At 58.1% G+C, this 26508-nt stretch carries 20 protein-coding genes and 2 pseudogenes; 12 read left to right on the top strand and 10 right to left on the bottom strand.

Going from position 1 to position 26508, the window contains the following annotated elements:
- Positions 1–7: 7 nt before the first annotated feature.
- Together CUN63_RS20705 and CUN63_RS20710 are read right to left on the bottom strand one after the other, a co-directional pair.
- Entirely contained in the window at positions 8–1186 is a 1179-nt protein-coding gene (locus CUN63_RS20705) for a VWA domain-containing protein (protein ID WP_129442008.1), read from the bottom strand.
- Between the two features lie 11 nt (positions 1187–1197).
- Positions 1198–2043 carry a MoxR family ATPase gene (locus CUN63_RS20710; protein WP_007898718.1) on the bottom strand — a complete coding sequence of 282 codons (846 nt, stop codon included), beginning with the start codon at positions 2041–2043 and terminating at the stop codon, positions 1198–1200.
- A 201-nt stretch (positions 2044–2244) separates the two neighbouring features.
- Here CUN63_RS20710 and CUN63_RS20715 point away from each other — a divergent pair, with 201 nt between their 5' ends.
- Both CUN63_RS20715 and CUN63_RS20720 read left to right on the top strand, forming a co-directional pair.
- Positions 2245–2475: a DUF4160 domain-containing protein gene (locus CUN63_RS20715; protein WP_129442010.1), complete on the top strand. Its 231-nt coding sequence runs from the start codon at positions 2245–2247 to the stop codon at positions 2473–2475.
- Complete coding sequence (locus CUN63_RS20720) at positions 2463–2966, top strand: DUF2442 domain-containing protein (protein ID WP_129442012.1); 504 nt, start codon at positions 2463–2465, stop codon at positions 2964–2966. The genes CUN63_RS20715 and CUN63_RS20720 overlap by 13 nt, the downstream gene beginning before the upstream one ends.
- Here the strand turns inward: CUN63_RS20720 and CUN63_RS20725 are convergent.
- On the bottom strand, positions 2963–4039 hold the full coding sequence (locus tag CUN63_RS20725) for a DUF748 domain-containing protein (RefSeq protein WP_129442013.1): 1077 nt from the start codon (positions 4037–4039) through the stop codon (positions 2963–2965). The genes CUN63_RS20720 and CUN63_RS20725 overlap by 4 nt on opposite strands.
- Positions 4040–4165: 126 nt before the next feature.
- Here CUN63_RS20725 and cysK point away from each other — a divergent pair, with 126 nt between their 5' ends.
- From cysK to CUN63_RS20740, 4 genes are all read left to right on the top strand, one after another.
- Positions 4166–5140 (top strand): cysteine synthase A, encoded by a 975-nt coding sequence (gene cysK, locus CUN63_RS20730; protein WP_129442015.1) that lies wholly within the window; start codon positions 4166–4168, stop codon positions 5138–5140.
- Between the two features lie 234 nt (positions 5141–5374).
- Entirely contained in the window at positions 5375–6313 is a 939-nt protein-coding gene (locus CUN63_RS20735; protein ID WP_129442017.1) for an aspartyl/asparaginyl beta-hydroxylase domain-containing protein, read from the top strand.
- A gap of 474 nt (positions 6314–6787) precedes the next feature.
- The gene (locus tag CUN63_RS31710; protein ID WP_165353262.1) at positions 6788–6952 is read left to right on the top strand and encodes a hypothetical protein; all 165 of its coding nucleotides are present in this window, start codon (positions 6788–6790) and stop codon (positions 6950–6952) included.
- 112 nt (positions 6953–7064) lie between these two features.
- Positions 7065–7928, top strand: a complete 864-nt coding sequence (locus CUN63_RS20740) for a DMT family transporter (RefSeq protein ID WP_129442019.1) — start codon at positions 7065–7067, stop codon at positions 7926–7928.
- A gap of 95 nt (positions 7929–8023) precedes the next feature.
- On the opposite strand, the gene CUN63_RS20745 is transcribed toward CUN63_RS20740, so the two are convergent.
- Entirely contained in the window at positions 8024–8932 is a 909-nt protein-coding gene (locus tag CUN63_RS20745; RefSeq protein WP_129442021.1) for a DMT family transporter, read from the bottom strand.
- Between the two features lie 129 nt (positions 8933–9061).
- On the opposite strand from CUN63_RS20745, the gene aceK reads away from it, so the two are divergent.
- The 3 genes from aceK (at position 9062) to CUN63_RS20760 (ending at position 16361) form a co-directional block, all read left to right on the top strand.
- Positions 9062–10780, top strand: coding sequence for a bifunctional isocitrate dehydrogenase kinase/phosphatase (gene aceK, locus CUN63_RS20750; protein ID WP_129442023.1), 1719 nt, complete (start codon positions 9062–9064; stop codon positions 10778–10780).
- Between the two features lie 190 nt (positions 10781–10970).
- The gene (gene hrpA / locus CUN63_RS20755) at positions 10971–14882 is read left to right on the top strand and encodes an ATP-dependent RNA helicase HrpA (RefSeq protein WP_129442025.1); all 3912 of its coding nucleotides are present in this window, start codon (positions 10971–10973) and stop codon (positions 14880–14882) included.
- Positions 14883–15239: 357 nt separating this feature from the next.
- Positions 15240–16361 carry a beta-ketoacyl-ACP synthase III gene (locus CUN63_RS20760; RefSeq protein WP_129442027.1) on the top strand — a complete coding sequence of 374 codons (1122 nt, stop codon included), beginning with the start codon at positions 15240–15242 and terminating at the stop codon, positions 16359–16361.
- A 229-nt stretch (positions 16362–16590) separates the two neighbouring features.
- Here the strand turns inward: CUN63_RS20760 and CUN63_RS20765 are convergent, their stop codons facing one another.
- Positions 16591–17907, bottom strand: a complete 1317-nt coding sequence (locus CUN63_RS20765) for a putative porin (protein WP_129442029.1) — start codon at positions 17905–17907, stop codon at positions 16591–16593.
- Between the two features lie 280 nt (positions 17908–18187).
- On the opposite strand from CUN63_RS20765, the gene CUN63_RS20770 reads away from it, so the two are divergent.
- A complete protein-coding gene (locus CUN63_RS20770; RefSeq protein ID WP_129442031.1) occupies positions 18188–19312 on the top strand; it encodes a GNAT family N-acetyltransferase in 1125 nt (374 codons plus the stop codon).
- Positions 19313–19572: 260 nt separating this feature from the next.
- Positions 19573–20907: a hypothetical protein gene (locus CUN63_RS20775; RefSeq protein WP_129442033.1), complete on the top strand. Its 1335-nt coding sequence runs from the start codon at positions 19573–19575 to the stop codon at positions 20905–20907.
- A 63-nt stretch (positions 20908–20970) separates the two neighbouring features.
- Here CUN63_RS20775 and aqpZ read toward each other — a convergent pair.
- From aqpZ to CUN63_RS20800, 5 genes and pseudogenes are all read right to left on the bottom strand, one after another.
- Positions 20971–21513: pseudogene (aqpZ, locus tag CUN63_RS20780) on the bottom strand (aquaporin Z); the annotation flags it as partial.
- Positions 21514–21749: 236 nt separating this feature from the next.
- Complete coding sequence (locus tag CUN63_RS20785; RefSeq protein ID WP_129442035.1) at positions 21750–23582, bottom strand: ABC transporter ATP-binding protein; 1833 nt, start codon at positions 23580–23582, stop codon at positions 21750–21752.
- An 82-nt stretch (positions 23583–23664) separates the two neighbouring features.
- The gene (locus CUN63_RS20790) at positions 23665–24222 is read right to left on the bottom strand and encodes a peptidylprolyl isomerase A (protein WP_008153188.1); all 558 of its coding nucleotides are present in this window, start codon (positions 24220–24222) and stop codon (positions 23665–23667) included.
- Between the two features lie 3 nt (positions 24223–24225).
- Positions 24226–25031, bottom strand: a pseudogene (locus CUN63_RS20795) (alpha/beta fold hydrolase).
- A 14-nt stretch (positions 25032–25045) separates the two neighbouring features.
- Positions 25046–25969 (bottom strand): LysR family transcriptional regulator, encoded by a 924-nt coding sequence (locus CUN63_RS20800; protein WP_129442037.1) that lies wholly within the window; start codon positions 25967–25969, stop codon positions 25046–25048.
- Positions 25970–26018: 49 nt separating this feature from the next.
- Between CUN63_RS20800 and CUN63_RS20805 the strand changes: the two genes are divergently transcribed.
- A complete protein-coding gene (locus CUN63_RS20805) occupies positions 26019–26333 on the top strand; it encodes a 3-phosphoglycerate kinase (RefSeq protein WP_129442039.1) in 315 nt (104 codons plus the stop codon).
- Positions 26334–26508 lie beyond the last annotated feature (175 nt).

Genomic DNA, 26508 nt, shown 5'->3' on the forward strand with positions numbered 1-26508 from the left:
CACCGAGTTATTTGGAAAGAAACCGCATCCCTTCTTCCAACCCCCGCAATGTCAGCGGGTACATCTGGTCGTTAATCAAGTCCCGCACGATGTTGGTCGACGACGTATAACCCCACGTATCTTTCGGATACGGGTTGATCCAGATGACCTTCTTGTACTTCTCCATGAACCGCTGCATCCACACATAACCCGCTTCTTCGTTCCAGTGCTCGACGCTGCCGCCGGCCTGGGTGATTTCATACGGCGCCATGGCGGCGTCACCGATGAAGATCACTTTGTAGTCGGCGCCGTATTTGTGCAGCAGATCCTGGGTCGAGGTGCGCTCGGAAGTGCGGCGCATGTTGTTCTTCCACACCGATTCATAAATGAAGTTGTGGAAGTAGAAATACTCCAGGTGCTTGAACTCGGTCTTGCAGGCCGAAAACAGCTCTTCGCAGATCTTCACGTGGGCGTCCATCGAGCCGCCGATGTCGAACAGCAGCAACAACTTGACGGTGTTGCGCCGCTCCGGACGCATCTGGATGTTCAGCAGCCCGGCATCTCGCGCGGTGTGGTCGATGGTGCCATCGATGTCCAGTTCTTCCGCCGCACCCTGGCGCGCGAATTTGCGCAACCGACGCAGGGCGACCTTGATGTTGCGGGTGCCCAATTCGACCGAATCGTCGAGGTTCTTGTATTCGCGCTGATCCCAGACCTTGACCGCTTTGCCCTGACGCTTGCCGGCATCGCCGACCCGAATGCCTTCCGGGTTGAAGCCCCCGGAGCCAAACGGACTGGTGCCACCAGTGCCGATCCACTTGTTACCGCCGGCATGACGTTCTTTCTGTTCTTCGAGGCGTTTCTTGAACTCTTCGATCAGCTTGTCCAGGCCGCCGAGAGACTGGATCGCCGCCCGCTCTTCTTCGGTCAGCGAACGCTCGAACTCCTTGCGCAGCCAGTCTTCCGGGATCAATGCCTGAAGGTGATCGTCAAGTTTTTCCAGGCCGTTGAAGTAGGCACCGAACGCGCGGTCGAATTTGTCGAAATGCTTTTCGTCCTTCACCAGAATCGCCCGGGACAGGTAATAAAACTCGTCCATGTCGGCGAAGGTCACGCGCTGCTTCAGCGCGTTGATCAGGTCCAGCAACTCCCGTACCGAGACCGGCACTTTGGCTGCGCGCATTTCATTGAACAGGTTGAGCAGCATGGCGTTTGCCCTTATCGAGTGCCGCGACGGCTCATGAACGCCAGACGCTCAAGCAACTGCACGTCCTGTTCGTTCTTCACCAAAGCGCCTGCCAGCGGCGGAATCGCTTTGGTCGGATCGCGTTCGCGCAGTACTGCTTCACCGATGTTGTCGGCCATCAGCAGTTTCAGCCAGTCCACCAGTTCGGAGGTCGATGGCTTCTTCTTCAGGCCCGGTACCTTGCGCACGTCGAAGAACACGTCCAGCGCTTCGCTGACCAGGTCTTTCTTGATGTTCGGGTAGTGCACGTCGACGATCCTCTGCATCGTGACGCGGTCGGGAAAAGCGATGTAATGGAAGAAGCAGCGGCGCAGGAAGGCGTCCGGCAGCTCTTTCTCGTTATTGGAAGTAATGATGATGATCGGGCGTTTCTTGGCTTTGATGGTCTCGTCGATCTCGTAAACGTAGAACTCCATCTTGTCGAGTTCTTGCAGCAAGTCGTTCGGGAACTCGATGTCGGCCTTGTCGATTTCGTCGATCAGCAGGATCACCCGCTCTTCGGATTCGAAGGCTTCCCAGAGCTTGCCCTTTTTCAGGTAATTGCGAACGTCGTGGACCTTTTCGGTGCCCAGCTGCGAGTCGCGCAGACGGCTGACCGCGTCGTACTCGTACAGGCCTTGATGCGCTTTGGTGGTGGATTTGATGTGCCAAGTGATCAGTTTGGCGCCGAAGGACTCGGCCAGTTGCTCGGCGAGCATGGTTTTACCAGTGCCCGGCTCGCCCTTGACCAGCAGCGGGCGCTCCAGAGTGATGGCGGCGTTGACCGCCAGCTTCAGGTCATCGGTGGCGACGTAGGCCTGGGTGCCTTCGAACTTCATCTGCTAATCCTCGAACGGTAACGCCGACCTGAACGAGGCAGGGGTGGGCGCAATAATTGTAGTACCCGACTATAACGCGGTGCCCGGTCGACTGTGAACGCAGACGGCTTATTCAGTCTCTGAATGGGGCGTCACATCTTGACTCAGTCTCGGCTGCTTGCCAGTATTGAGCTATCGCCATTTTGGCGATAGCTTGCGGGCATGTCTACTAAATACCGATTTCGCGATACGTACCGCATTCAGTTGCGCGAGAAGGATCATCCGCCGCCCCATGTCCACCTGACCGGTGGCGGGCTGGACGGCATGCTCAGCCTTGAAACCGTCGAAGTGATGGTGGGCAAGGCGCCGCCGCTGATTATCAAGGAAGCGCTGGCGTGGGTCAGTGCCCATCAGGTGCAATTGCTGGAGGATTGGAAACGATGTTACCCATGAAACGACCACGGCTGTCGGCCGTGCAGGCGTTGCCGGATCACCGCCTGACGCTAACCTTTATCGACGGTCAGCAACTGAACCTCGATTTGAGTCGGGACCTGCGCGCCTATCCGGGGTTGCAGCCGTTGCTGGAGGTTGGCGCTTTCGATGGGGCAACCCTGGGCGACGATGGCTGGAGCGTTGAGTGGCCCGAACTGGACATCCAGATCGGCGCAGACACTCTTTATCTGGATGCGCTCGCGCAAAACGCATCGGACGAAAACACGCGGATTTTTATCGACTGGCGCGCTCGTACCGGGCTGCCACTCAATCAGGCGGCCGAAGCGTTGGGGGTCAGTGCTCGCAGCATCACGCGCTACAGCAGTGGGCGTGAAGCCGTACCGCGATCGCTGGCACTGGCCTGCCTGGGCTGGGACTTCTTGCAGCAGCAATCGAACCCGGCGCGGGTGGCCGAAGAAACCGGTCGCTACATCGTCACCCGAAAACCTTAGCCCGCATCCGGCTTGGGTCGTTCGTATTGGGCATTGAACGCCTGGATGAAGCCGTTGCGTAAAATCTGCAAAAAAGCCTCGAATGCGCTGATATCTCGGCGATGCACATTGCCGCTCAGTTCCACGCGAGTCGCAAACTGGTTTTTGCCCTGGTTTTTCAGCACCGTTTCGGAGCCGCCGACGATGGCCTCCCAAATGGAGCGGAAAATCCCTTTGTCCTTGTTCTCGACGTCCTGATGCCAATTGAACACGTCGACGTCCTTTAGCAGCGGTTTGATGTAACCCGTTAATTGAGCTTTTTTAGCCTGCGCTTCAATGACCACATCACCGTGACCTGCATTGAAGTCGAACTTGCCATAGGCGGAGGCAAAGTCGTTCATGCGTTTGAGCTCGATGTTTTTGGCCCGCAGGCGGAACTCGAAATCTTCAAAGTTGCTTAAGGGGTCGAAGGTGGCGGTGGTTTCCAGTGGTGCGTGCCCGAGCAGCAGCGCCTTGCCTTCGAAGCGAGCATCGCGCTTGCCTTTGGTGTCGACCACGTTGGTCAGGTTATAGATGCTGGCGTTGACCTGAGTGGCGTTCATGTTCACGGGGGGCTTGGAATTGAAGTTGCGGAAACTGATCTTGCCATCGCTGATCCGCACTTCGTTCAGGGTGATGGGGGCCAGTTTGCTCAACTGCGCACGCCAGTCGGTGCCCTGACCGGTCTGGGAGTTTTGCTTGTTGGCGCCGCCGTCGACGAAGTTCACCTCGGGGTTGAAGAACTTCACCTCGGCCACAACGGCGTGGTCGTACAAGAGCGAGTGCCAGCTGACAGAAAGATCGATCAGCGGCGCGTTGACGAAAGGCACCGGAACCTTGCCCTCGACCTTGACGATTTTCAGTCCGTTGATTTTGTACGCTCCGCGCCACAGGGCCAGGTCCACATCAGTGATCTGGCCACGGTAGTCGCCCATGTCCGCCAGCTTGTCGTTCAGGTAGTCGCGCACCATGTAGGGCAGGGCGATGTGCAGGGCAATCAGCAGCACAACGAGGCCAGCGAGGATCCACAGGGGCCAACTGTATCTGCGTTTCATGATGACAAATCTCTGGCGATGTATAGCCATTGACTGCTGCGGTTACGGGACGTTCGACTGACTGGACGACCAAGGGCAACAGGCATACCTTGGAGAGCTTATTTAACGCTGTATAAGGACCCAGCCATGAGCCGTATCTACGCTGACAACGCTCATTCCATCGGCAATACGCCGCTGGTGCAGATCAACCGTATCGCCCCGCGCGGCGTGACCATCCTGGCCAAGATCGAAGGGCGTAACCCCGGTTACTCGGTCAAGTGCCGGATCGGTGCGAGCATGATCTGGGACGCCGAAAGCACCGGCAAACTCAAGCCTGGAATGACCATCGTCGAACCGACCTCGGGCAATACCGGTATCGGCCTGGCATTCGTTGCTGCGGCCCGCGGTTACAAGCTGATGCTGACCATGCCGGCGTCCATGAGTATCGAGCGACGCAAAGTGCTCAAGGCACTGGGGGCCGAACTGGTACTGACCGAACCGGCCAAGGGCATGAAAGGAGCGATCGAAAAGGCTGCTGAAATTGTCGCCAGCGACCCGGCTGCCTACTTCATGCCGTCGCAGTTTGAGAACCCGGCCAACCCGGGCATCCACGAAAAAACGACCGGTCCGGAAATCTGGAACGACACCGACGGTGCAGTCGACGTACTGGTGGCAGGCGTCGGAACGGGTGGAACCATTACCGGGGTTTCGCGGTATATCAAGAATACCCAGGGCAAACCGATTATCTCGGTGGCGGTGGAGCCAGCGGTGTCGCCAGTCATCACCCAGGCAATGGCCGGTGAAGAAATCAAGCCGAGCCCTCACAAGATCCAGGGTATTGGTGCCGGTTTTGTGCCGAAGAATCTTGATCTGTCGATGGTCGATCGGGTTGAGTTGGTCAGCGATGAAGAATCCAAGGCCATGGCCCTGCGACTGATGCAGGAAGAAGGGATTTTGAGCGGCATTTCCTGCGGGGCCGCCATGGCGGTGGCCGTCCGTCTGGCGGAAACCCCGGAAATGCAGGGCAAGACCATCGTGGTGATCCTGCCGGACTCCGGTGAACGCTACCTGTCGAGCATGCTGTTCAGTGATCTGTTTACCGATCAGGAGAATCAGCAGTAGGAGCTGCCGCAGGCTGCGATCTTTTGATCTTGTTTTTGAACTTGTGTAAGGGGGGGTGACTCAGGTCAGCCCCCGTTCAGGACCTTTATGTTAAGAAGTGCTTTATTGCGCAATGTTTAACACTGAATGTTCAGTTACACGGGTATTTCCCGAGGCCGGTAATGTTTATCATGGCCGGCTGCCACGTTGGGTAAATGGCGTTGCGCAGAGTTGTCTACTATCAAGGAGTTGTTGATGACCTTTTCCCTTGCCGCGAAAGCGTCGCTGTTGCTGCTGTTCCTCGGCAGCACTCTCTATGTGCATTTGCGCGGCAAGGCACGATTGCCGGTCCTGCGTCAGTTCGTCAACCATTCAGCGTTGTTCGCGCCCTATAACGCTTTGATGTACCTGTTCTCCGGTGTGCCGTCCAAACCCTATCTGGACCGCAGCAAGTTCCCGGAACTGGACGTGCTCAAGGACAACTGGGAAGTCATCCGCGACGAAGCGATGCACCTCTTCGACGAGGGCTACATTCGCGCCGCCGAAAGGAACAACGACGCCGGTTTCGGATCGTTCTTCAAAAAAGGCTGGAAGCGTTTCTACCTCAAGTGGTACGACAAACCGCTTCCCTCAGCTGAAGCCTTGTGCCCGAAAACCGTGGCCTTGGTCAGCAGCATTCCCAACGTCAAAGGCGCCATGTTCGCGTTGCTGCCAGGCGGCAGCCACCTCAACCCGCATCGCGATCCGTTCGCCGGTTCCCTGCGTTATCACCTGGGGCTGTCGACGCCGAACTCCGACGATTGCCGGATCTTCGTCGACGGTCAGGTCTATGCCTGGCGTGATGGTGAAGACGTGATGTTCGACGAAACCTATGTGCATTGGGTCAAGAACGAAACCGACAAGACGCGGGTCATCCTGTTTTGCGACATCGAACGACCGTTGAGCAACCGCCTGATGACCCGCATCAACCGCTGGATCAGCGGCCTGCTCGGTCGCGCGACTGCACCGCAGAACCTTGATGATGAACGTGTTGGCGGGATTAACCAGGCTTACGCCTGGAGCAAGAACTCCAGCGACAAGTTCAGTGGCGTGATCAAAAAGTGGAAGCGTCGCAATCCCAAGGCCTACCGCGTGCTGCGACCGGTGTTGGCGGTGGTGGTGCTGACATTGTTGGGGTATTGGTTGTTTGGGTGATTCCGATTCCTGAAGAAAAAAACCGCTCCTTGGGAGTAATGTCAGTCAGTTAAGCAATTTCACCAGCAACGCATACCTTGTAGCAGCTGGCGAAGCCTGCGTTCGGCTCGGGCCGCGATCGGACGCAGCAGTCGTGAAATCAGGCAGTGCGGTGTTTCAGATAAACCTCGCACACAGGTTTTACGACTGCTGCGTCCGATCGCGGCCCGAGCCGAACGCAGCCTCGCAAGCTCGACAGCTGCTACAGCGCCGAACGCAGGCTTCGCCAGCTGCTAAGGATCGCGTTATGGCTTACTGATCGGCATTACTCCTTGGGAGCGTTTTTTTATGCACCTGTTCGTCACTGGGGTTGGTGTAAGACTCTTGCTTATCGGTTCTTCCAGCTTAGTCATTGCAATCCATCTCACACGCTGGTTATAGTCGGCGCTCGATGTTTTCCAACCCAGCTTTCTACCCTTCAAAAAAGATCAGCCCATGCCAGCTTCCCTCATCAACGCGGTAGTCGATTCAGCGGTCAACGCTGGCGTCGTGCCGTGCGGGAATCAGCAGCCTGCGCAGATCAGTCATTACCCTCCACCTGTCAGTAGCACGCCGGTGTGCGCAGTCGTATCACCGCCAGGCGTTGGCTTCTCGGGCTGATCAGCTTTTTTCTGCTGTTTCCATGCCCGTCTAAAAAGTGCCCGCCTGAAAAAACTACTGAATTTCAGCTTCGGCTGAGTTGGCTTTTTTTGCCTGACTACAGGTGGTATTCATGTTTGTCCTTTCGAAAAACACCGCGCTCGCGGCGGCGTCCACGAGCCTGTTCGTTTTGCTGTGGAGCAGCGGGGCGATCTTCTCCAAATGGGGCTTGGCCCACGCGTCACCCTTTGCTTTTCTGTTGATTCGCTTCGCTATCGCAATCTGCGGATTGGTGCTGCTGGTGCCGTTGCTCAAGCTGAAACTGCCCAAGGGCGGCAAGCCGATGGTGTATGCGATGGCCACCGGCGTGGTGTTGCTGGGGGCTTATCAGATTTTCTATCTGCTGGCCCTGGACCTCAAAGTCACACCGGGCGTCATGGCAACGATCATGGGCGTGCAGCCCATTCTTACGGTGGTGATCATGGAGCGTCAGCGATCAGCCAACAGAATGTTTGGTTTGGCACTGGGTTTGGCCGGGTTGATCATGGTGGTGTACCAAGGCATCGGTCTGGCCGGCATGTCGTTCGCCGGAATGCTCTTCGGTTTGCTGGCGCTGGCGAGCATGACGTTCGGCTCGATCATGCAGAAACGCATCACCGAAAATCCCCTCGGCACGCTGCCAGTGCAGTACCTGGCGGGGCTGTTGCTCTGCGGGATCTTCGTACCGTTCCAGCCCTTTCATTTCGAACACAGCACCGGTTTCATCGTGCCAGTGTTGTGGATGGGATTGGTCGTGTCGGTGCTGGCGACCTTGTTGCTGTATCGGCTGATTGCACGGGGCAATCTGGTGAATGTCACCAGTCTGTTTTACCTGGTGCCGGCGGTGACGGCGGTGATGGACTACCTGATTTTCGGCAACCGGCTGGCGGCGTTGAGCATGCTTGGCATGTTGCTGATCATCATCGGTCTGGTGTTCGTATTCCGTAAAAACGCTTGAAACAAAACAAGGCCTGGGGCATGAGTTCCAGGTCTTTTTTATTTGGCCAGCGCATGCTCGGCCCGCACCGAATTCACATTGGCCGCACCACAAAACTACCTGGCAACCACCTCTTTCGACTTCACCACCGTCGTCTTCAACACCAACCACAACGCCGCCGCAATCAACACCCCGCCATAGATATGCGCCATCGACAACGGCTCATCCAGCAACAGCGCTCCCCACAACACCCCGAACGGCGGAATCAGAAAGGTCGTGGTCATCGACTTCACCGGCCCGACCGAGCTGAGCAACCGGAAGTAAATAATGTACGCAAGCGCCGTACACACCAGCCCCAAACCCAGCAATGACAACCAGACACTCCAGCCGCCCCAGCTCTCCGGTGGCTGGCTGATCACGCTGTAACCGAACAGCGGCAACAGAAACAATGTCGCACCCAGCATGCTGCCCACCGCCGATAGACGACTGTCGAGACCACCGGCCTGATCAAGCCAGCGGCGCGCGAGGAACCCGGCGAAACCGTAGCAGGTCGTGGCGAGCAGGCAGGCGAGGGCGCCCATCATCAGTTCCATGTCGAACGCCACCGGACCGGCTCGGGTCAGGATGCCCACGCCCAACAGCCCGAGGAACACGCCGCCAAGTTTGGCGGCGGTGAGTTTTTCATGGAAGAACAGACCTCCGATCAGCACGCCCATCAATGGCGTGGTGGCGTTGAAAATCGCCGAGTAACCGGCCGGCAGCACCTGGGCGGCTACCGAGTACAGGGTCGCCGGAATCCCGGAGTTGATCACTCCAAGCAGCATCACGGTTTTGAGTTTGCCTTTGAAATCCCAGCTGATGCGCATCAGCCCCAGGATCACCAACAGGCCGACCGCGGCAATCGACACGCGGAAAAAGGCAGTGGGGATTGTGCCAATCACCGGGGCAATGATGCGCATGAACAGAAAGCTAGCGCCCCAAATGGCGGCGAGCGACAACAAACGCAGAGTATCGACGGGGTTCACAGCACGTTCCTTCCTTGATTAGCGCGCAAGTGTCGCGCCAGTCAGGACGCAAGGCAATGGTTGCGTTGCGTAACAAAGGGCCACTAAGCTCATGCCCCACGATAAGAATCAGCCGCCGAGGTTTTACCTATGCCGCAGCAATGGCCAGCCGCCGACATCGCCCGAATGATCCTCGATGGCTTTGACGATTATCGCGAGCATTTCCGCCAGATCACCGACGGCGCCCGGGCTCGCTTCGAGCAGGCCAAGTGGCAGGAGACGCAAACGGCGTCGGCCGCGCGGATCAATCTCTACGAAGAAAAAGTCAGCGAAACGGTAGGGCGGCTGCACATCGCTTTCGACGCTGACACGCTGGATGTCAGCTGCTGGCCGCTGGTCAAAAGCGCTTACATCACGCTGATCGACCTGCGCTTCGACGATGAACTGTCCGAAACCTGGTACAACTCGATCTTCTGCGGGCTGTTCAGCCACGACCTGATCAGCGACGGCTGCATGTTCATCCACACCACCCGGCCGAGCCTGCGCCGGGCCCGTGCTGCACAAACCCGCACGTACAAGCCCCAGGGCCAGTTGTCCGGGATGCTCGCGAGCATTTTTGCCGACTACCGCTTCAGCGAGGATTACGCCAACCTGGCGGGCGACCTGAGTCGTCTCGAAGGACAATTGCGCGAGAACCTGCCGGACTGGGTCTGCAAGGACCCGGAGCTGAGTGTCGAGCTGTTTTCCTCGGTGCTTTACCGCAACAAAGGCGCGTACCTGGTCGGGCGCATCTATACCCAGGACGAACAATGGCCGCTGGTGATTCCGCTGCTGCACCGTGAAGGTCGCGGGATTCAGATCGATGCGCTGATCACCGATGAAGCGGACGTGTCGATCATCTTCTCGTTCACCCGTTCGTACTTCATGGTCGACGTGCCGGTGCCGGCGGAGTTCATCGGTTTCCTCAAGCGCATTTTGCCGGGCAAGCACATCGCCGAGCTGTACACCTCGATCGGTTTCTACAAACACGGAAAATCCGAGTTCTACCGGGCGCTGATCAATCACCTGGCCAACACCGACGACCAGTTCATCATGGCCCCGGGCGTGCGTGGCATGGTGATGAGCGTGTTTACCCTGCCGGGCTTCAACACCGTATTCAAAATCATCAAGGACCGCTTCTCGCCGTCAAAGAACGTCGACCGCGCCACGGTGATCGAGAAGTACCGTCTGGTGAAAAGCGTCGACCGGGTCGGGCGCCTGGCTGACACCCAGGAATTTGCCGACTTCCGCTTCCCGTTGAGCAAGTTCGACCCGGCCTGTCTGGAAGAATTGCTCGAAGTGGCCGCGTCCACCGTGTCGGTAGAGGACGACACCGTGCTGATCCGCCACTGCTGGACCGAACGGCGGATGACGCCGTTGAACCTGTATCTGGAGAACGCCAACGACGCTCAGGTCCGCGAGGCGCTGGAGGATTACGGGCTGGCGATCAAGCAACTGGCGGCGGCGAACATCTTTCCCGGCGACATGCTGCTGAAGAATTTTGGCGTCACTCGTCACGGGCGGGTGGTGTTTTATGACTATGACGAGATCTGTTTCCTGACTGAAGCCAACTTCCGGCATATCCCGCAACCGCGTACGCCGGAAGACGAGATGGCGTCGGAACCGTGGTATTCGATTGGGCCGCTGGATGTGTTTCCTGAAGAGTTTCCGCCGTTTTTGTTTGCCGATTCGGGGCAGCGCAAGTTGTTTGATCAGTTGCATGGTGAGCTTTACAACGCCGATTACTGGAAAAGCCTTCAGGAAGCCATTCGCGCCGGGAAGTTGATTGATGTGTTTCCGTATCGGCGCAAGGGCCTGGATAACGAATAACACCACGCTACCTGTAGAAGCTGTCGAGAGAAACGAGGCTGCGATCTTTTGATCTTGTTTTTTAAAATCTAAAATCAAAAGATCGCAGCCTCGTTTCACTCGACAGCTCCTACAGTAGAACCCCCCGCAATCCCTGCCAAATCTGCGACAATCCGCCCCCTGCGCCACTAGACGACTTATTGCGTACCTGATGACTGACGAATCGCCCTCCATCGACAAACTGCTGAAAAACCTCGATCACGCCATGCTCGCCGACCGCCACCGGCTGCGGCGGCAGTTGCTTGAGCTGCGCAAAAAACCTGACGAGGCCAAGCTGGCCCAGTGGGTAACGCGCACGCAGGCGTCCTGTGATCAGGTGTTGGCGCGGCGGGCCAGCCTGCCGGTGATTCGTTACGACGACAGCCTGCCGATCGCCGCCAAGCGCGACGAAATCAAAGCAGCGCTGCTCAAGCATCAGGTGCTGATCATTGCCGGTGAAACCGGTTCGGGTAAAACCACCCAGTTGCCGAAGATCTGCCTGGAAATCGGTCGCGGTCAGCATGGCCTGATCGGCCACACCCAACCCCGTCGAATCGCCGCCCGCAGCGTGGCGAGCCGGGTCGCCGAAGAACTGGCGACACCCTTGGGTGCGCTGGTCGGCTATCAGGTGCGGTTCGAGGATCAGAGCGATTCCAACACCCTGATCAAACTGATGACCGACGGCATCCTGCTGGCGGAAACCCAGAACGACCGTTACCTCGAACGCTACGACACGATCATCGTCGACGAAGCCCACGAACGCAGCCTCAACATCGACTTCCTGCTCGGTTACCTGAAAACCCTGCTGCCGCGTCGCCCGGACCTGAAAGTCATCATCACCTCGGCGACCATCGACCTGGAGCGTTTCTCCAAGCATTTCGATGACGCGCCGATTGTTGAAGTCTCGGGCCGCACCTTCCCGGTAGAAACCTGGTACCGTCCGCTGACCCTGGAGCAGGACGAAGAGGGCAACCGCGTCGAGGATGACCTGACCGTGGATCAGGCGATCCTCGCCACCCTCGACGAAATCGCCGCGTTCGAACGCAGCGAACGCAAGAGCCCCGGCGATGTGCTGGTGTTCCTGCCCGGTGAGCGTGAGATTCGCGACGCCGCGGACATGCTGCGCAAGGCCCAGCTCAAGCACACCGAGATTCTTCCGTTGTACGCGCGGTTATCGCCGGCCGAACAGCAGCGGATTTTCCAGTCGCACCCAGGCCGTCGCGTGGTCCTGGCAACCAACGTCGCGGAAACCTCGCTCACCGTGCCGGGCATTCGTTACGTGATCGACAGCGGCACCGCGCGCATCAGCCGTTACAGTTACCGCGCCAAGGTCCAGCGCTTGCCCATCGAAGCCATTTCCCAGGCCAGCGCCAACCAGCGTAAAGGTCGCTGCGGACGGGTCGAGCCGGGCATTTGCATCCGCCTCTATGGCGAAGAAGATTTCATTGGCCGACCGGAATTTACCGACCCGGAAATTCTGCGGACCAACCTCGCGGCGGTGATTTTGCAGATGCTGCATCTGCGCCTCGGCGAGATCACCGATTTCCCGTTTATCGAGCCGCCGGATGGCAAAGCCATCAGCGACGGTTTTAACCTGCTGCAAGAACTCTCGGCGGTCGACCGCAACAGCCAGCTGACGCCACTCGGTCGCCAGTTGGCGCGCTTGCCAGTGGACCCGCGCATGGGCCGCATGCTGCTGGAAGCGGCGAAACTCGGCAGCTTGCAGGAAGTGCTGATCGTCGCCAGCGCCATGTCGATTCAGGACCCGCGCGAGCGTCCGCCGGAACGTCAGCAAGCGGCGGATCAGGCGCACGCACAATGGAAAGACGTGGACTCGGACTTCGCCGGCCTGGTCAATTTGTGGCGTGGTTTCGAAGAACAGCGCCAGGCGTTGACCGCCAGCCCGCTGCGCAATTGGTGCCGCAAAAACTTCCTGAATTACCTGCGTCTGCGCGAATGGCGCGACTCCCATCGGCAGTTGAGCCTGATCTGCCGCGACATGCAGTTGAGCCTCAATAAAGAGCCGGCGGATTATCCGAAACTGCACAAAGCCGTGCTCTCGGGGCTGCTCAGCCAGATCGGCCAGAAAACCGAAGACGGCGACTACCTCGGCGCCCGTCAGCGGCGCTTCTGGATTCACCCGTCATCGGGCCTCGGTAAAAAGCGTCCGCAATGGCTAATGGCCGCCGAACTGGTGGAAACCACCAAGCTCTACGCGCGTATGGTCGCCAAGATCGACGCCGACTGGATCGAGCCCTTGGCCGGGCACCTGATCAAGAAAAACCACTTCGAACCCCATTGGGAGAAGAAGCGCGGTCAGGTCGTGGCCTTCGAGCAAATCACCTTGTTCGGGCTGATCGTGGTCGGTCGCCGGCCGGTGCATTACGGGCCGATCGATCCCGTGGTGTCTCGTGAGTTTTTCATTCGTGAAGGCCTGGTGCGCGGCGAGATTCAATCCAAAGCCAAGTGCCTGACGGCCAATGCGCAACTGCTGGAACAGCTCGACGAACTGGAAGCCAAGGCTCGCCGTCGCGACATTCTGGCGGACGAAGAAACCCTGTTCGCCTTCTACGATGCGCGACTGCCAGCGGAGATCCACCAGACCGCGACCTTCGACAGCTGGTATCGGGTCAACAGCCAGAAAGACCCGCAGCTGCTGATCATGCGCGAAGAAGACGTACTGGCTCGCGAGGCCAGTGAAGTCACCGCGCTGCATTACCCGGACACCTTGCACATCGGTGATCTGGAGTTGGCGCTGAGCTACCACTTCGAACCGAACCACCCGCGTGACGGCGTGACCCTGCGTGTGCCGGCACCGTTGTTGCCGATGCTGCCGCCGGAGCGCCTGGAATGGCTGGTGCCGGGCGTGATCGAGGCCAAGTGCATCGCGCTGGTGCGCAACCTGCCTAAAGCCCTGCGCAAGAATTTCGTACCGGTGCCGGACTTCGTCAAAGCCGCATTGCAGCGCGTGACTTTCGCCGAGGGCTCGTTGCCTCAAGCGCTGGGCCGTGAACTGTTGCGCATGACCGGTGCGCGGGTCAGCGATGAAGCCTGGGCCGAAGCGTCGCAGCAGGTCGACAGTCATTTGCGGATGAATCTGGAAATCGTCGACGGCCAGGGTAAGTTCCTTGGCGAAGGGCGTGATCTGGCGGAACTGACCGCACGCTTTGCCGAAGCCAGTCAGGCCGCGTTGGCGGTGCCGCAAACCGCGAAAAACCAGCAACCGGTGGAGCCGAAAGTGTTTGCCGCCGTCGCCGAGAAAACCCAGCAGAAGATCGCCGGGCTGTCGATGACGGTGTACCCGGCGCTGGTGGAAGAGAGTGGCACGGTCAAGGAAGGACGTTTCTCGACACCGGCCGAAGCCGAGTTTCAACATCGCCGCGCCTTGCAGCGTTTGCTGATGCAGCAACTGGCCGAACCGGCGAAGTTCCTGCGCAGCAAGTTGCCAGGGCTGACCGAGCTGGGGCTGATGTACCGCGACATGGGTCGTATCGACAGTCTGGTCGAAGACATCCTGCTGGCCAGCCTCGACAGCTGCATTCTCGACGGCGAAGACCCGCTGCCACGGGATGGCGCCGGGTTGGCATCGCTGGCCGAACGCAAACGCGGCGGCTGGACCGAGCACGCCGAGCGTCTGGCCAAGCTGACGCTGGAAATCCTCAAGCTCTGGCACGGCCTGCAAAAACGCTTCAAGGGCAAGATTGATCTGGCGCAAGCCGTGGCCCTGAACGACATCAAGCAGCAGCTCAGTCATCTGGTGTATCCGGGGTTTGTCCGGGAAACCCCGATGCAGTGGCTCAAGGAGTTGCCGCGTTATCTGAAAGCGGTCGAGCAGCGCTTCGAGAAAATCGGCGCTCAGGTGCAGAGGGATCGGGTCTGGAGTGGCGAGTTGTCTGGCCTGTGGACGCAATATCAAACCCGCGCCAACAAACATGCCCAGGAAGGTAAACGCGATCCGCAGCTGGAGCTCTATCGCTGGTGGCTGGAGGAATACCGGGTTTCCCTGTTCGCCCAGCAATTGGGGACCAAGGTGCCGATTTCCGACAAGCGCCTGAACAAGCAGTGGACCCAGGTCGAACCCTGAACCCGATACCCTGCGATCACCGCGATCCACTGTAGGGGCTGTCGAGTGAAAGGAGGCTGCGATCTTTTGATTTTAGATTTTTAAAAGCAAGATCAAAAGATCGCAGCCTCGTTTCACTCGACAGCTCCTACAGTCCTACAAGTAGTGTGCGCTTTATCCAGCAAAAGGCGCCAAACCCCAATGTTTATGGCAAACTTCGCGCCTATAAACGCCGGTCCCGCGGTTTTGAGCCTTCACAGGTCTGGGCGGATTGGAATAAAGCGATGCCAGGTTTGCTCCCCCTGACGGGAGCAGATCCTTTGTGTGTTGGTACGTCGGTGCCAACACTTTCTGCCTGAACAGATTAGAGAAACGACCATGCATAACGTCGTCATCAGCGGCACCGGCCTGTACACCCCGGCCAACAGCATCTCCAACGAAGAGCTGGTGCAGTCTTTCAACGCTTACGTCGCGCAATTCAACGCCGACAATGCCGACGCCATCGCGCGCGGCGAAATCGAAGCGTTGACCGAGTCCAGCGCGGCGTTTATCGAAAAAGCCTCTGGCATCAAAAGCCGCTTTGTCATGGACAAGGAAGGCATCCTCGACCCGCAACGCATGGCGCCACGCCTGCCGGAACGCTCGAATGACGAGTGGTCGGTGCTTTGCCAAATGGCCATCGGCGCCGCCGAGCAAGCCTTGCAGCGCGCCGGCAAAACCGCCGCGGACATCGACGGCGTGATCGTCGCCTGCTCCAACCTGCAACGTGCCTACCCGGCCATCGCCATCGAAGTCCAGGAAGCCTTGGGAATCCAGGGTTTCGGTTACGACATGAACGTCGCCTGCTCCTCGGCGACCTTCGGCATTCAGGCTGCGGCCAACAGCGTGCAACTGGGCCAGGCCCGGGCGATCCTGATGGTCAACCCGGAAGTCTGCACCGGTCACCTGAACTTCCGCGACCGCGACAGCCACTTCATCTTCGGCGACGCCGCTACCGCGGTGATCATCGAACGTGCTGACCTGGCGACGTCCAAGTATCAGTTCGATATCGTCAGCACCAAGCTGCTGACCAAGTTCTCCAATAACATCCGCAACAACTTCGGCTTCCTCAACCGCGCGGCGGAAGAGGGCATCGGTGCCAAGGACAAACTGTTCGTGCAGGAAGGCCGCAAGGTGTTTCGCGATGTCTGCCCGATGGTCGCTGAGCTGATCGCTACGCACCTGGAAGAGAACACGCTCAACATCAGCGACGTGAAACGCTTCTGGCTGCATCAGGCCAACCTCAGCATGAACCACCTGATCGTCAAGAAGCTGCTGGGCCGCGAAGCCACCGAAGAAGAAGCCCCGGTGATTCTCGACACCTACGCCAACACCAGCTCCGCCGGTTCCGTGATTGCGTTTCACAAGAACCAGGACGATCTGGCCGCCGGTTCGCTGGCAGTGCTCAGCTCGTTCGGCGCCGGTTACTCGATTGGCAGCGTGATTCTGCGCAAGCGCTGAGTTCGCCTTAAAAGATCGCAGCCTGCGGCAGCTCCTACACGGGATTGGATTTCAACGCGATATCGCGGTTGGAATACGGTCGGTGTAGGAGCTGCCGCAGGCTGCGATCTTTTTTTGCGCCAACAAAAAAACTCGCGCTGCAGTATCGGACGGATGATGGGGACCGATACCACAACGCGAGTTTGTAAAAGCGGCTCAGGTTTCCTTGCCCGAGTCGTGTAGCGGGGAATCAGAACTTCGCTTCGGCATCCAGTTGCAGGGTGTTGATGTCCGAATCTTTGAGAGTGGCGTTAGTGTAGTCAGAGTTAGCCATGAAGTACGTCGCACCCAGGTTGAAGTTTTTGTCCAGCTCATAACTCACTTTCAACTTGCTGCCACGCGAACCGGTGAAACCGTTGGCGAAGTCGGAGTCGGTGAAGGCGCCGACCACCGCGTTACGCTGTACGTCGCGGTAGTTGTAGTCCACTGCGAAGCCGTAGAACTTGGTCTTTACACCGGCCAACCAGGCAGAGTCCTGATCGTTGCTGGCGTCTTTGTTATTCACGTACTGACCGTACAGCGAGAGCGGCATAGGCAGGCCACCGATGTCGAGCTGACCAAAGCCTTCGTACAGTTTGAATTGCTCGTTCGGGCTGTTGCCGTTGATGGCCAGTGCGGCTGGAATGCTTGTGCCCCCTGCTCTGATGTCGTCATCATTGTCGTAGCCGTAGACGCTGCCACCCAGGGTCAGTTTCAGGTTGTCAGTGATGGCGAAGCGCGCACCCAACTGGCCGGCGTAAAGACGCAGGTCGTGTTTGAACTGCACACCCTCGCCGTCGACGTTGTCCTTGAGGGTGTAGTGACCGGCGCTACCGAACAGCTCGGTGCTGCCGCCCAGCGGGTATTTGTAAGTCGCTGCCAGGCCTTCCGGGTTGATGTCGCTATCCCAGATGATGTCGCCCATGCTCACCCATTGTTGCGGCATCTTGCCGCCGACGAGGTGCAGGTTCTTGATCGCGTCGGGGTGGTAGTCGACGTAGCCCTGGTCCAGCCAGATCGACTTCTTGTCGAAGTAGTTGTTCAGGTCCTGGTTGGTGGACCGGGCGTCGTCGTTGCTGCCGGTGGCGATACGAATACCGGTGTCGACCTGAGGGTTGATTTCGCTGTAGGCACCCAGACGGGCACGAATGCGCTGACGATCCTGGTCTTTGTTGTTTGAAACGCCATCGTTGTGGACGGTTTCCTGACGGAAACGCACGTCACCCTTGAATTGGGTCTTGGCGGCCCACGCCAGTTTCTGGTCGAAGGTACTCAGTTCATTGGTTTTCTTCGCGGTCGCTGCGATCTGTTCGTTGGTCTCTTGTTGAGCCTGACGAGCAATCTGCTGGTCCTTTTGATCCCTGGTCAGCTCGGCTTGCAGTTCGCTGTACTGCGCGTTGGTAATCGAGCCGTTTGCCTTAAGCATGTCGAGCAGTTTGGCGTCGACTGCGGCGCTGGCCGGAACGCTCATGGCCAGCAACAGCCCGCCACACAGGGCTGCCGCAGTTTTCGTGGAAGCAAGACGCATATCAATCTCCGAAGATGAGAGGGGATGACTGAGCCATCCAGGACACAACCGACCGTTACGGGCGGAAAACAGTGGCCGGGCTAGAACCCGACGCTCTAAAAACAGGCGCCAGTATCGCGATGGTTTATGACAGAGCAGTGGCAATGTGATGGCGTCTCGATGACGATACAAATATGGCGTAAGGCCTTATCCAGAGCCCTGTCGGCGGATTGCTCGTGTGGATTTTTTGGCGATGGGCGATACTCGCCGGGCTTTCACGCAAAGAAGTAGGGAAGAACTGATGCCGCTGCAACGTCTGGAAAGTCTGTCCGAAATCGCGTCGCAGACGTGGGATGCCCTGGTGCCCGAGAATCAGCCCTTTCTGCGCCACGCCTTTCTCCGCGCGCTGGAAGACAGCGGCAGCGTCGGCCCTCATTCCGGCTGGCAACCCGAGCATTTGTTGCACATCGAAGGCGATCGCCTGATTGCTGCGCTGCCCAGTTACCGCAAATGGCATTCCTACGGCGAGTACGTGTTCGATCACGCCTGGGCCGATGCCTGTGAGCGTGCCGGTATCGATTACTACCCCAAGCTGCTGACGGCTGTGCCGTTCAGTCCGGTCAGCGGCCCGCGTTTGCTGGCGGCCACGCTCGAGGACGGTTTCGAACTGTTGAAAAGCCTGCCGGGCTACCTTGAAATCGAACAACTCTCCAGTGCCCACATCAACTTCACCGACCCGTTCACTGACGCGGCCTTGGCCGAGCAGCCAGGCTGGTTGCAGCGAATCGGCTGTCAGTACCACTGGCAGAATCGTGGCTATCGGGATTTTCAGGACTTCCTCGACGTCCTCAGTTCGCGCAAGCGCAAGCAGATGCGCAAGGAGCGCGAACAAGTGGCGGGGCAGGGTATTGATTTCGAATGGCTTGAAGGTAGGCAGCTCGATCAGGCGCAGTGGGATTTTGTCTATGCCTGCTACGCCAACACCTACGCAGTGCGTCGGCAAGCGCCGTATCTGACGCGGGAGTTTTTCAGTTTGCTGGCCGAGCGCATGCCAGAGTCGATTCGTGTGGTGTTGGCCAAGCAAGGCTCACGGCCGGTGGCAATGGCCTTCAGTCTGGTGGGTGGCGACAGCTTTTACGGTCGTTACTGGGGCTGTCTGGCGGAGTTCGACCGTCTGCATTTCGAGACCTGTTTCTACCAGGGCATGGACTACGCGATTGCCAATGGCTTCCAGCGATTCGATGCCGGTGCTCAGGGTGAGCACAAGTTGATTCGCGGGTTTGAGCCCGTGATCACTCATTCATGGCATTACCTTCGCCACCCTGGACTGAAAGCAGCGGTGAAGGATTTTCTCGAGCGGGAACGGGTGGGGGTGCAGGCGTATGCGCACGAGGCAAAATCGGCTTTGCCCTACCGGCAGACTTAAGGTCGCCGCGACGACTTTTTCATCGGCAGACGTTCGTTTGTAGTGCGTGCGCAATCTCCATCATGGATTCAGGCACCTTCGTCTTCCCTTGAAAACGTGGTTCCAGATGACTCGAATTATTTGTCGGACTTATGGATTGGTTCTCCGCTGAATCGATAAACCTGATACTTGTGTCAGTAGCTTTGTAAAAGAGATGAGTATTTAAATGGTCCTAAACCTCGTTTGGTTGTAAACGACTTGACCATCAAAGGTGCTTTATCATGAACAAGCAACTTGACACTCTGCGCAAAGTGGCCGGCGATTTAGATCAAAGCTTCAATAAGGGAAGTGTGCTTACTTTTAGATTTTATGAGCGTGAGATGAATTTCGCATATGACGCCGTCGTAGGAGTGGATGAGCGGATTTATATCGCGGGTTCTGTCATTGGGCGATTTGCGATCGCTGTATTAAATCAGGATGGAACGTTTGCGAATGAGTTCAATGGTAACGGCAAGTTGCTGGATTCATTTCATGGTGATGAACGGTCCACGGGATATCGGATCAAGCTGGTCGACGGAAAGATCCGGTTGCTGGGTGAGACCGATGTGTCGATGGAGGCTGGCGTAAGACGCTGTCCAGCGATTGCCAGTTATCATTTGAACGGTCAACTGGATACTGCATTTGGTGATGGCGGGTACAAGGTCATCAATCCCGATTTTGAAGCCGGCGTTGAATTTATCCATCACTATAACGATTTGCATTGGTCCACTCATGGCAATAAAACATACGTTGCGGCCTTTCGACCATACGATCTTTCCGTCGTAGTGACCTGCCTGAACATTCACGGCCAGGTGGACCCTCTGTTTGGTGTCGGCGGAGTAGCTACTATCAAACACCCTCGCACTGCGCAGATGGCGCTTATCCGTGCTACGGACGAGGGTATCTACCTGGCAGGTTCATTTTCGATGGGGGGAGTTGACCGTAGAGCCTTTTGCAAACTCGACCTGGAAGGAGAGATGGATCTGAGTTTCGGTACCGACGGTTTTGTGCATGATGAAACTCCGTACTCGGGTGTAAGCGCACTGCCTCAGCATTCCAGTGCCACACTCCTGGGTGTCGGGAGAAACACCAATGGCTCCGATGAAGAGGGATACATCAGGTATCAAGGCGCCCTGGTGAGCCTCGATCAATTCGGTAACCCTGATAAAAATTTCAATGACGGCGCGCCGGTGTTCACCGAGATCGATTTTTCAACGGTCTGGATGACCGGGGCTGTTCAGGAAGATGGTGTAATCGTGGCATTAGGATCAACTGGAGATCCGAGGCCCTCGGCCCCACGTACAGCACCTGAACAGCCGGAGCTTAAGTACGTTGACCATAATAAACACGACAGGGCGCAGGAACGGGGCCTTGAAAGCTATCGATTTACCGTCGCACGTTTCTTGCGCGAGGGGGCTATTGATACAAGTTTCGGTAGAGATCATCGGGGTTGGATAACGTTTAATATTAACCAAGGGGCTGAGCCTATGGGTATTGCCGTGCAGTCGGACCACGCGATAATCGTCGTTGGGTTTACCGGTGATTACAGCGTTTTTGTTTGTCGGTTCAACGGTTGATCCGAATCGGTATTCGAGTTATGTGCCAACTGGATGTGGCAGAACACGGGCATCCAGACTTACGGTGACAGGGATCGAGATCAGGTGAATCAGCGTCAGGGCCAGGCCGATGGTGATCGGCGCCAGCCCGGCGGGGGCGCGTTTGTCGGTGGCACCGAGGATGATCAGCACGAACATCGCCGTCATCACCAGCTCACAGACAAAGCCTGCGGCCATCGAGTATTTGCCGGGAGAATGCTCGCCGTAGCCGTTGGAAGCCAGACCGTTGGCGAGATCGAAGCCTTCCTTGCCGTTGGCGATGTAGTAGATCAAGGCCGCCGCGATAATCGCGCCAATCACCTGAGCGATGATGTAGGCGGGCAGCTCTTTGGCGGGGAATCGAGCGCCGACGAACAAACCGACCGAGACGGCGGGGTTGAGATGACAGCCGGAAATATGGCCAATGGCGAATGCCATGGTCAGTACCGTCAGACCAAAGGCCAGGGCCACACCCAGCACCCCGATCCCCAGCGGAGAAGACGCGGCCAGGACCGCACTGCCGCAACCCCCCAACACCAGCCAGAACGTACCTAACAACTCAGTGACTGAACGTTTGAACAGAGACAAGAGAGCGTCCTTGATAGGCTTCCTATCGAGACTGTATCGAGTGATGCCTCCTGCACATTTACGACAGGCTCATCTCCAGAACCTTGGCTGATTACAGCAGGGGTTTTGCGGATTTCCAGCGGCCATAAAAAACCGCCAAGGCCCGTGGTTGACGGTCTCTGACGGTTTTTCAGGGTGTCGAAGATAAATGTGGGAGCGAGCTCGCTCCCACAGGGGACAGTGTTGATCACACGATATCAATCGATGCCGACAAATCCACCCGTCTGGTGCTGCCACAACCGCGCATACAACCCGCCATGGGCCAGCAGTTCGGCGTGGCTGCCGGTTTCGGCGATCTTGCCTTTTTCCAGCACCACCAGCCGGTCCATGCGGGCGATGGTCGAGAGCCGGTGAGCGATGGCGATCACGGTTTTGCCCTGCATCAGGGTTTCGAGGCTTTCCTGGATCGCCGCTTCGACTTCCGAGTCCAGCGCCGAAGTGGCCTCGTCCATGATCAGGATCGGCGCGTCCTTGAGCAGCACGCGAGCAATCGCAATCCGCTGACGCTGGCCGCCGGAGAGTTTCACCCCGCGCTCACCGACGTGGGCATCGAAACCGGTGCGGCCTTCGGAGTCCGACAACAACGGAATGAACTCGTCGGCGCGGGCCTTGTGCACCGCCTCCCAGAGTTCGGCGTCGGTGGCGTCGGGTTTGCCGTACAGCAAATTGTCGCGGATCGAGCGATGCAGCAAGGACGTGTCCTGGGTGATCATGCCGATGCGCTCGCGCAGGCTTTCCTGGCCGACTTCGGCGATGTTCTGGCCGTCGATGAGGATGCGTCCGCCCTCCACGTCATAGAGGCGCAGCAGCAGGTTGACCAGTGTCGACTTGCCTGCGCCGGATGGACCGATCAGGCCGATTTTCTCGCCAGGCTTGATGGTCAGGTTGAGGTCGCCAATGATCCCGCTCTTCTTGCCATAGTGGAAATCCACGTGCTCGAAACGCACTTCGCCACAGGTTACCAGCAACGGTTTGGCCTGCTCACGATCAGTGACGCTGACCGGTTGAGAAATGGTCTGCAAACCGTCCTGAACCATGCCGATGTTTTCGAAAATGCCGGTGACCACCCACATGATCCAGCCGGACATGTTGACGATGCGGATCACCAGGCCGGTGGCCAGGGCAATGGCGCCTACGGTGATCAGCGACTGCGTCCACAGCCACAGGGCCAGGCCGGTGGTGCCGACGATCAGCAAGCCGTTCATGCTGGTGATGACCACGTCCATGCTGGTGACCACCCGGCCGGCCAGTTGGGCTTTTTCGGTTTGTTCCTTGATCGCTTCGCGAGCGTATTGCTGCTCGAAATTGGTGTGGGCGAACAGCTTCAGGGTGGTGATATTGGTGTAGCCGTCGACAATCCGTCCCATGAGTTTGGAGCGCGCATCGGAGGACACGACCGAACGTTCCTTGACCCGTGGCACGAAGTAGTAAAGGGCACTGATGAAGGCGACGATCCAGGTCAGCAGCGGGATCATCAGGCGCCAGTCGGCTTCGGCGAACAGCACCAGCGAACTGATCGCGTAGATCAGCACGTGCCACAGCGCGTCCACGGCTTGCACGGCTGAATCGCGCAGCGAGTTGCCGGTTTGCATGATGCGTTGGGCGATGCGTCCGGCGAAGTCGTTCTGGAAAAAATTCAGGCTCTGTTTGAGCACATAACTGTGGTTCTGCCAGCGGATCAGGCTGGTCATGCTGGGGCTCAGGGTCTGGTGCACCAGCAGGTCATGCAGGCCAACAAAAATCGGCCGAAAAACCAGGGCTACCACCGCCATCCAGGCCAGTTCGATGCCGTGTTCCTTGAAGAAGTCGACGTTAGGCGTGCCTTGGGTCAGGTCGATGATGCGACTCAGGTAACTGAACAGCGCTACTTCGATCAGCGCACCGATCAGACCGACGAACAGCAGGACGGCGAAACTCGGCCAGACCTGCTTCAGATAATAGGTATAAAAAGGGAGAACCCGATCCGGCGGAGCGGCCGTCGGGGCCTCGCGGAAAATGTCGATCAGTTTCTCGAAACGGCGATAAAGCATCAGTTCTCCGCCCGCGCACGGGCTCTCCTTTGAACAGTGTGAGCGGCGCACTCCGGCGGCCGCTCAAGACTTCCTGTGTAGCTTAGTCGATGACTTTGGCTGACTTGATGAACACAGGGTCGGCTGGCACATCTTTCATGCCGCCACGGGTGGTGGTTTGCGAGTTGACGATGACGTCCACCACGTCCATGCCTTTCACGACTTTACCGAAGACCGCATAGCCGTCACCGCTGTCGAGGAAGTCGTTGTCCTTGACGTTCACGAAGAACTGGCTAGTGGCCGAATCAGGATTAGAGGTGCGGGCCATGGACAGCGTGCCACGGACGTTATGCAGACCGTTTTTGGACTCGTTCTTGATCGGTGCCTTGGTTTCTTTCTGCTGCATTTGTTGAGTGAAACCGCCGCCCTGGATCATGAACCCTGGAATGACACGGTGAAAAATCGTGTTGTTGTAGAAGCCGCTGTTGACGTAATCAAGGAAGTTCTTGGTACTGATCGGCGCTTTGACCGGGTCCAGTTCGATCTCGATCTGGCCGTTGGTGGTTTCCAGCAGCACGTGCGGCGCCTTGGCGGGCGTTGCGGCCATCAGGTTGGCGGCAAACAGAACGGAGCCAGCGACGAGGGCGATTTTTTTCAGCATGGGTCAGTGATCCTGAGTGAGGTGGTGTCGACTGCGGTGAGAAACTCGAGCAGCGTTTGGTTGAATATTTCGGGTTGATCCAGCGGGGTGGCGTGGCGCGAATCGGCAATCACCACCAGCCGCGCATCGGGCAGCAGTTTTACGTAGGTCTCTTTCAGCGAAACCGGTGTGTAGTCACGGTCGGCGCTGACGATGAGGGTTGGACAGGAGACCCTCGAAAGTCGTTCCTGAACCCCCCAGCCAACGATTGCATCGAAGCTGGCGAGATAAGCATGTTTGTCGTTTTTTGCCCAGCGCTCGGCCATTTTTTGTCGCAAGTCACCCTGTTCGGGTTTCGGGAACAGCTTGCCGCCCAAGGCCGTGCCGATGGCGCCCAGACTGAGGACGCGCATCAGGCTCCAGCGCTTGAACCACTGCCAGTAATCGTCGCGGCTGCGCAGTTTGACCTCCGGCGCGCTGTTGACGATGCACAGGCTTTTGAGCAATTGCGGCTGATCCACGGCCAGTTGAAAACCGATCATGCCGCCCATGGACAGGCCCACGTAATGAGTGGGGCCGAGGTTCAGGTGTTCAATGAGGGCGATCAGGTCGGCGCTGAACCCGGCGATGCTGTAGCGCTCGCGGGGTTTGTCGGAGCGACCGTGGCCGCGTACATCCGGGACGATCACCCGGTAGCGGGCCGACAGCGCCGGGATCTGCTTTTCCCAGTCCAGGGTGCTGGAACCCAGCCCGTGAACCAGCAGCAACGGCGTGCCGTGGCCATATTCCTCATAGTGCAGGTTGCAACCTTCATGTTCGAAATAGGCCATGCGTACACTCCGTGTCAGGCTTGTTCAGGGGCGGCGAAAGGTGCATCCAGCGGCGCAGTGTCGAAAGTGCGCAGCAGTTCGATAAGAATCTGCGTGGCCGGACCCAAGGGTTTGTCCTTGTTCGAGTACAGGTAGAAGCTCGGGTTGCGGCTGCCACCCTGGTCCAACGGTAGCAGCTTGAGCAGACCTTCCTTGAGTTCTCGTTCGATCATGTGCCGAGGCAACCAGGCGAAACCCAGGCCGCTGCTGACAAAAGTCGCCGCGGTGGCCAGGCTGCCGACGGTCCATCGCTGTTCCGCGCCGAGCCAGCCAACGTCCCGTGGCTGCTGGCGGCCGGAGTCGCGAATGACCACTTGCATCTGAGATTCCAGATCCTGGAAGTTCAGTTCGCGGTTCAGTCGATGCAGCGCATGTTCCGGATGGGCAACGGCGACGAATTCAACATCGCTCAATTCCGCGCCCAAATAACCGGGAATGCTGAACCCGGTGATCGCCAGGTCCGCCACGCCTTCCAGCAACACTTCTTCGACACCCGACAACACCTCTTCGCGCAGACGCACCCGGCAGCCACGGCTCTGCGGCATGAACGCGGTCAAGGCGCGGACGAGGCGGGCGCTCGGGTAGGCGGCGTCAACCACCAGTCGCACTTCCGCTTCCCAGCCTTGTTCCATGTGGTGGGCCAGGTCTTCCAGCTGACTGGCCTGTTTCACCAGTTGCCGCGAACGACGCAGCAGCACGCCGCCGGCTTCGGTCAGCACCGCTTTGCGGCCGTCGATGCGCAACAGCGGCACGCCGAGCTGGTCCTGCATGCGCGCCACGGTGTAGCTCACCGATGATTGCGAGCGGTGCAGCGCTTCGGCGGCCTGGGCGAAACCGCCGTGGTCGACCACGGCCTGTAACGTTCGCCATTGATCAAGGGTCACGCGGGGCGCTTTCATGAATAGCTCCTCTTGTCCTAAGCTGGCAGTCCTTATTGGAGACTGCTGAATGAAAAAATTCTGTTGCGTGCTGTTGGCAATGCTGCCGCTGACGGCGTTTGCCTATCCGATCGACGTTGAAAAACAGCTGAACGGCTTGAGCATCGACTACAACGCGTATGACACGGATAGCGACATCGCCTCCATTCAGGTGAACAACTACGGCACCACCGATGCGGCCTGTAAGGTAGTTTTCAACAATGGCCCGGAAGCGCCACGCACCCGCAATATCGAAGTGGCCGCTGGTAAACACAAAAATGCCACCGCCAAGTTCAACCGGAGCATCATCAAGATGCGTATCAAACTGACCTGCACCCCCAAATGACCTTACAACCCTGTGGGAGCGGCGGTGCGGCGATCCGACTTGCTCGCGAAAGCGGTATGTCAGTCAACATTGATGTCGACTGACACGGCCTCTTCGCGAGCAAGTCGGATCGCCGCACCGCCGCTCCCACAAGGCATGCTCCGCTTATAAACGAATTTATTGATGGTTTATAGCA

The sequence above is a fragment of the Pseudomonas sp. ACM7 genome, from assembly GCF_004136015.1.
GTDB classification, from domain to species: domain Bacteria; phylum Pseudomonadota; class Gammaproteobacteria; order Pseudomonadales; family Pseudomonadaceae; genus Aquipseudomonas; species Aquipseudomonas frigoris.

What these genes read in the sequence shown, in the direction of transcription:
- CUN63_RS20705 (WP_129442008.1), bottom strand. Translation starts at nt 1,186, where the DNA reads ATGCTGCTCAACCTGTTCAATGAAATGCGCGCAGCCAAAGTGCCGGTC.
- CUN63_RS20760 (WP_129442027.1), top strand. Translation starts at nt 15,240, where the DNA reads ATGCATAACGTCGTCATCAGCGGCACCGGCCTGTACACCCCGGCCAAC.
- cysK (WP_129442015.1), top strand. Translation starts at nt 4,166, where the DNA reads ATGAGCCGTATCTACGCTGACAACGCTCATTCCATCGGCAATACGCCG.
- CUN63_RS20790 (WP_008153188.1), bottom strand. Translation starts at nt 24,222, where the DNA reads ATGCTGAAAAAAATCGCCCTCGTCGCTGGCTCCGTTCTGTTTGCCGCC.
- CUN63_RS20800 (WP_129442037.1), bottom strand. Translation starts at nt 25,969, where the DNA reads ATGAAAGCGCCCCGCGTGACCCTTGATCAATGGCGAACGTTACAGGCC.
- CUN63_RS31710 (WP_165353262.1), top strand. Translation starts at nt 6,788, where the DNA reads ATGCCAGCTTCCCTCATCAACGCGGTAGTCGATTCAGCGGTCAACGCT.
- CUN63_RS20710 (WP_007898718.1), bottom strand. Translation starts at nt 2,043, where the DNA reads ATGAAGTTCGAAGGCACCCAGGCCTACGTCGCCACCGATGACCTGAAG.
- CUN63_RS20805 (WP_129442039.1), top strand. Translation starts at nt 26,019, where the DNA reads ATGAAAAAATTCTGTTGCGTGCTGTTGGCAATGCTGCCGCTGACGGCG.
- CUN63_RS20765 (WP_129442029.1), bottom strand. Translation starts at nt 17,907, where the DNA reads ATGCGTCTTGCTTCCACGAAAACTGCGGCAGCCCTGTGTGGCGGGCTG.
- CUN63_RS20720 (WP_129442012.1), top strand. Translation starts at nt 2,463, where the DNA reads ATGTTACCCATGAAACGACCACGGCTGTCGGCCGTGCAGGCGTTGCCG.
- hrpA (WP_129442025.1), top strand. Translation starts at nt 10,971, where the DNA reads ATGACTGACGAATCGCCCTCCATCGACAAACTGCTGAAAAACCTCGAT.
- CUN63_RS20735 (WP_129442017.1), top strand. Translation starts at nt 5,375, where the DNA reads ATGACCTTTTCCCTTGCCGCGAAAGCGTCGCTGTTGCTGCTGTTCCTC.
- CUN63_RS20775 (WP_129442033.1), top strand. Translation starts at nt 19,573, where the DNA reads ATGAACAAGCAACTTGACACTCTGCGCAAAGTGGCCGGCGATTTAGAT.
- CUN63_RS20770 (WP_129442031.1), top strand. Translation starts at nt 18,188, where the DNA reads ATGCCGCTGCAACGTCTGGAAAGTCTGTCCGAAATCGCGTCGCAGACG.
- CUN63_RS20715 (WP_129442010.1), top strand. Translation starts at nt 2,245, where the DNA reads ATGTCTACTAAATACCGATTTCGCGATACGTACCGCATTCAGTTGCGC.
- CUN63_RS20785 (WP_129442035.1), bottom strand. Translation starts at nt 23,582, where the DNA reads ATGCTTTATCGCCGTTTCGAGAAACTGATCGACATTTTCCGCGAGGCC.
- aceK (WP_129442023.1), top strand. Translation starts at nt 9,062, where the DNA reads ATGCCGCAGCAATGGCCAGCCGCCGACATCGCCCGAATGATCCTCGAT.
- CUN63_RS20725 (WP_129442013.1), bottom strand. Translation starts at nt 4,039, where the DNA reads ATGAAACGCAGATACAGTTGGCCCCTGTGGATCCTCGCTGGCCTCGTT.
- CUN63_RS20740 (WP_129442019.1), top strand. Translation starts at nt 7,065, where the DNA reads ATGTTTGTCCTTTCGAAAAACACCGCGCTCGCGGCGGCGTCCACGAGC.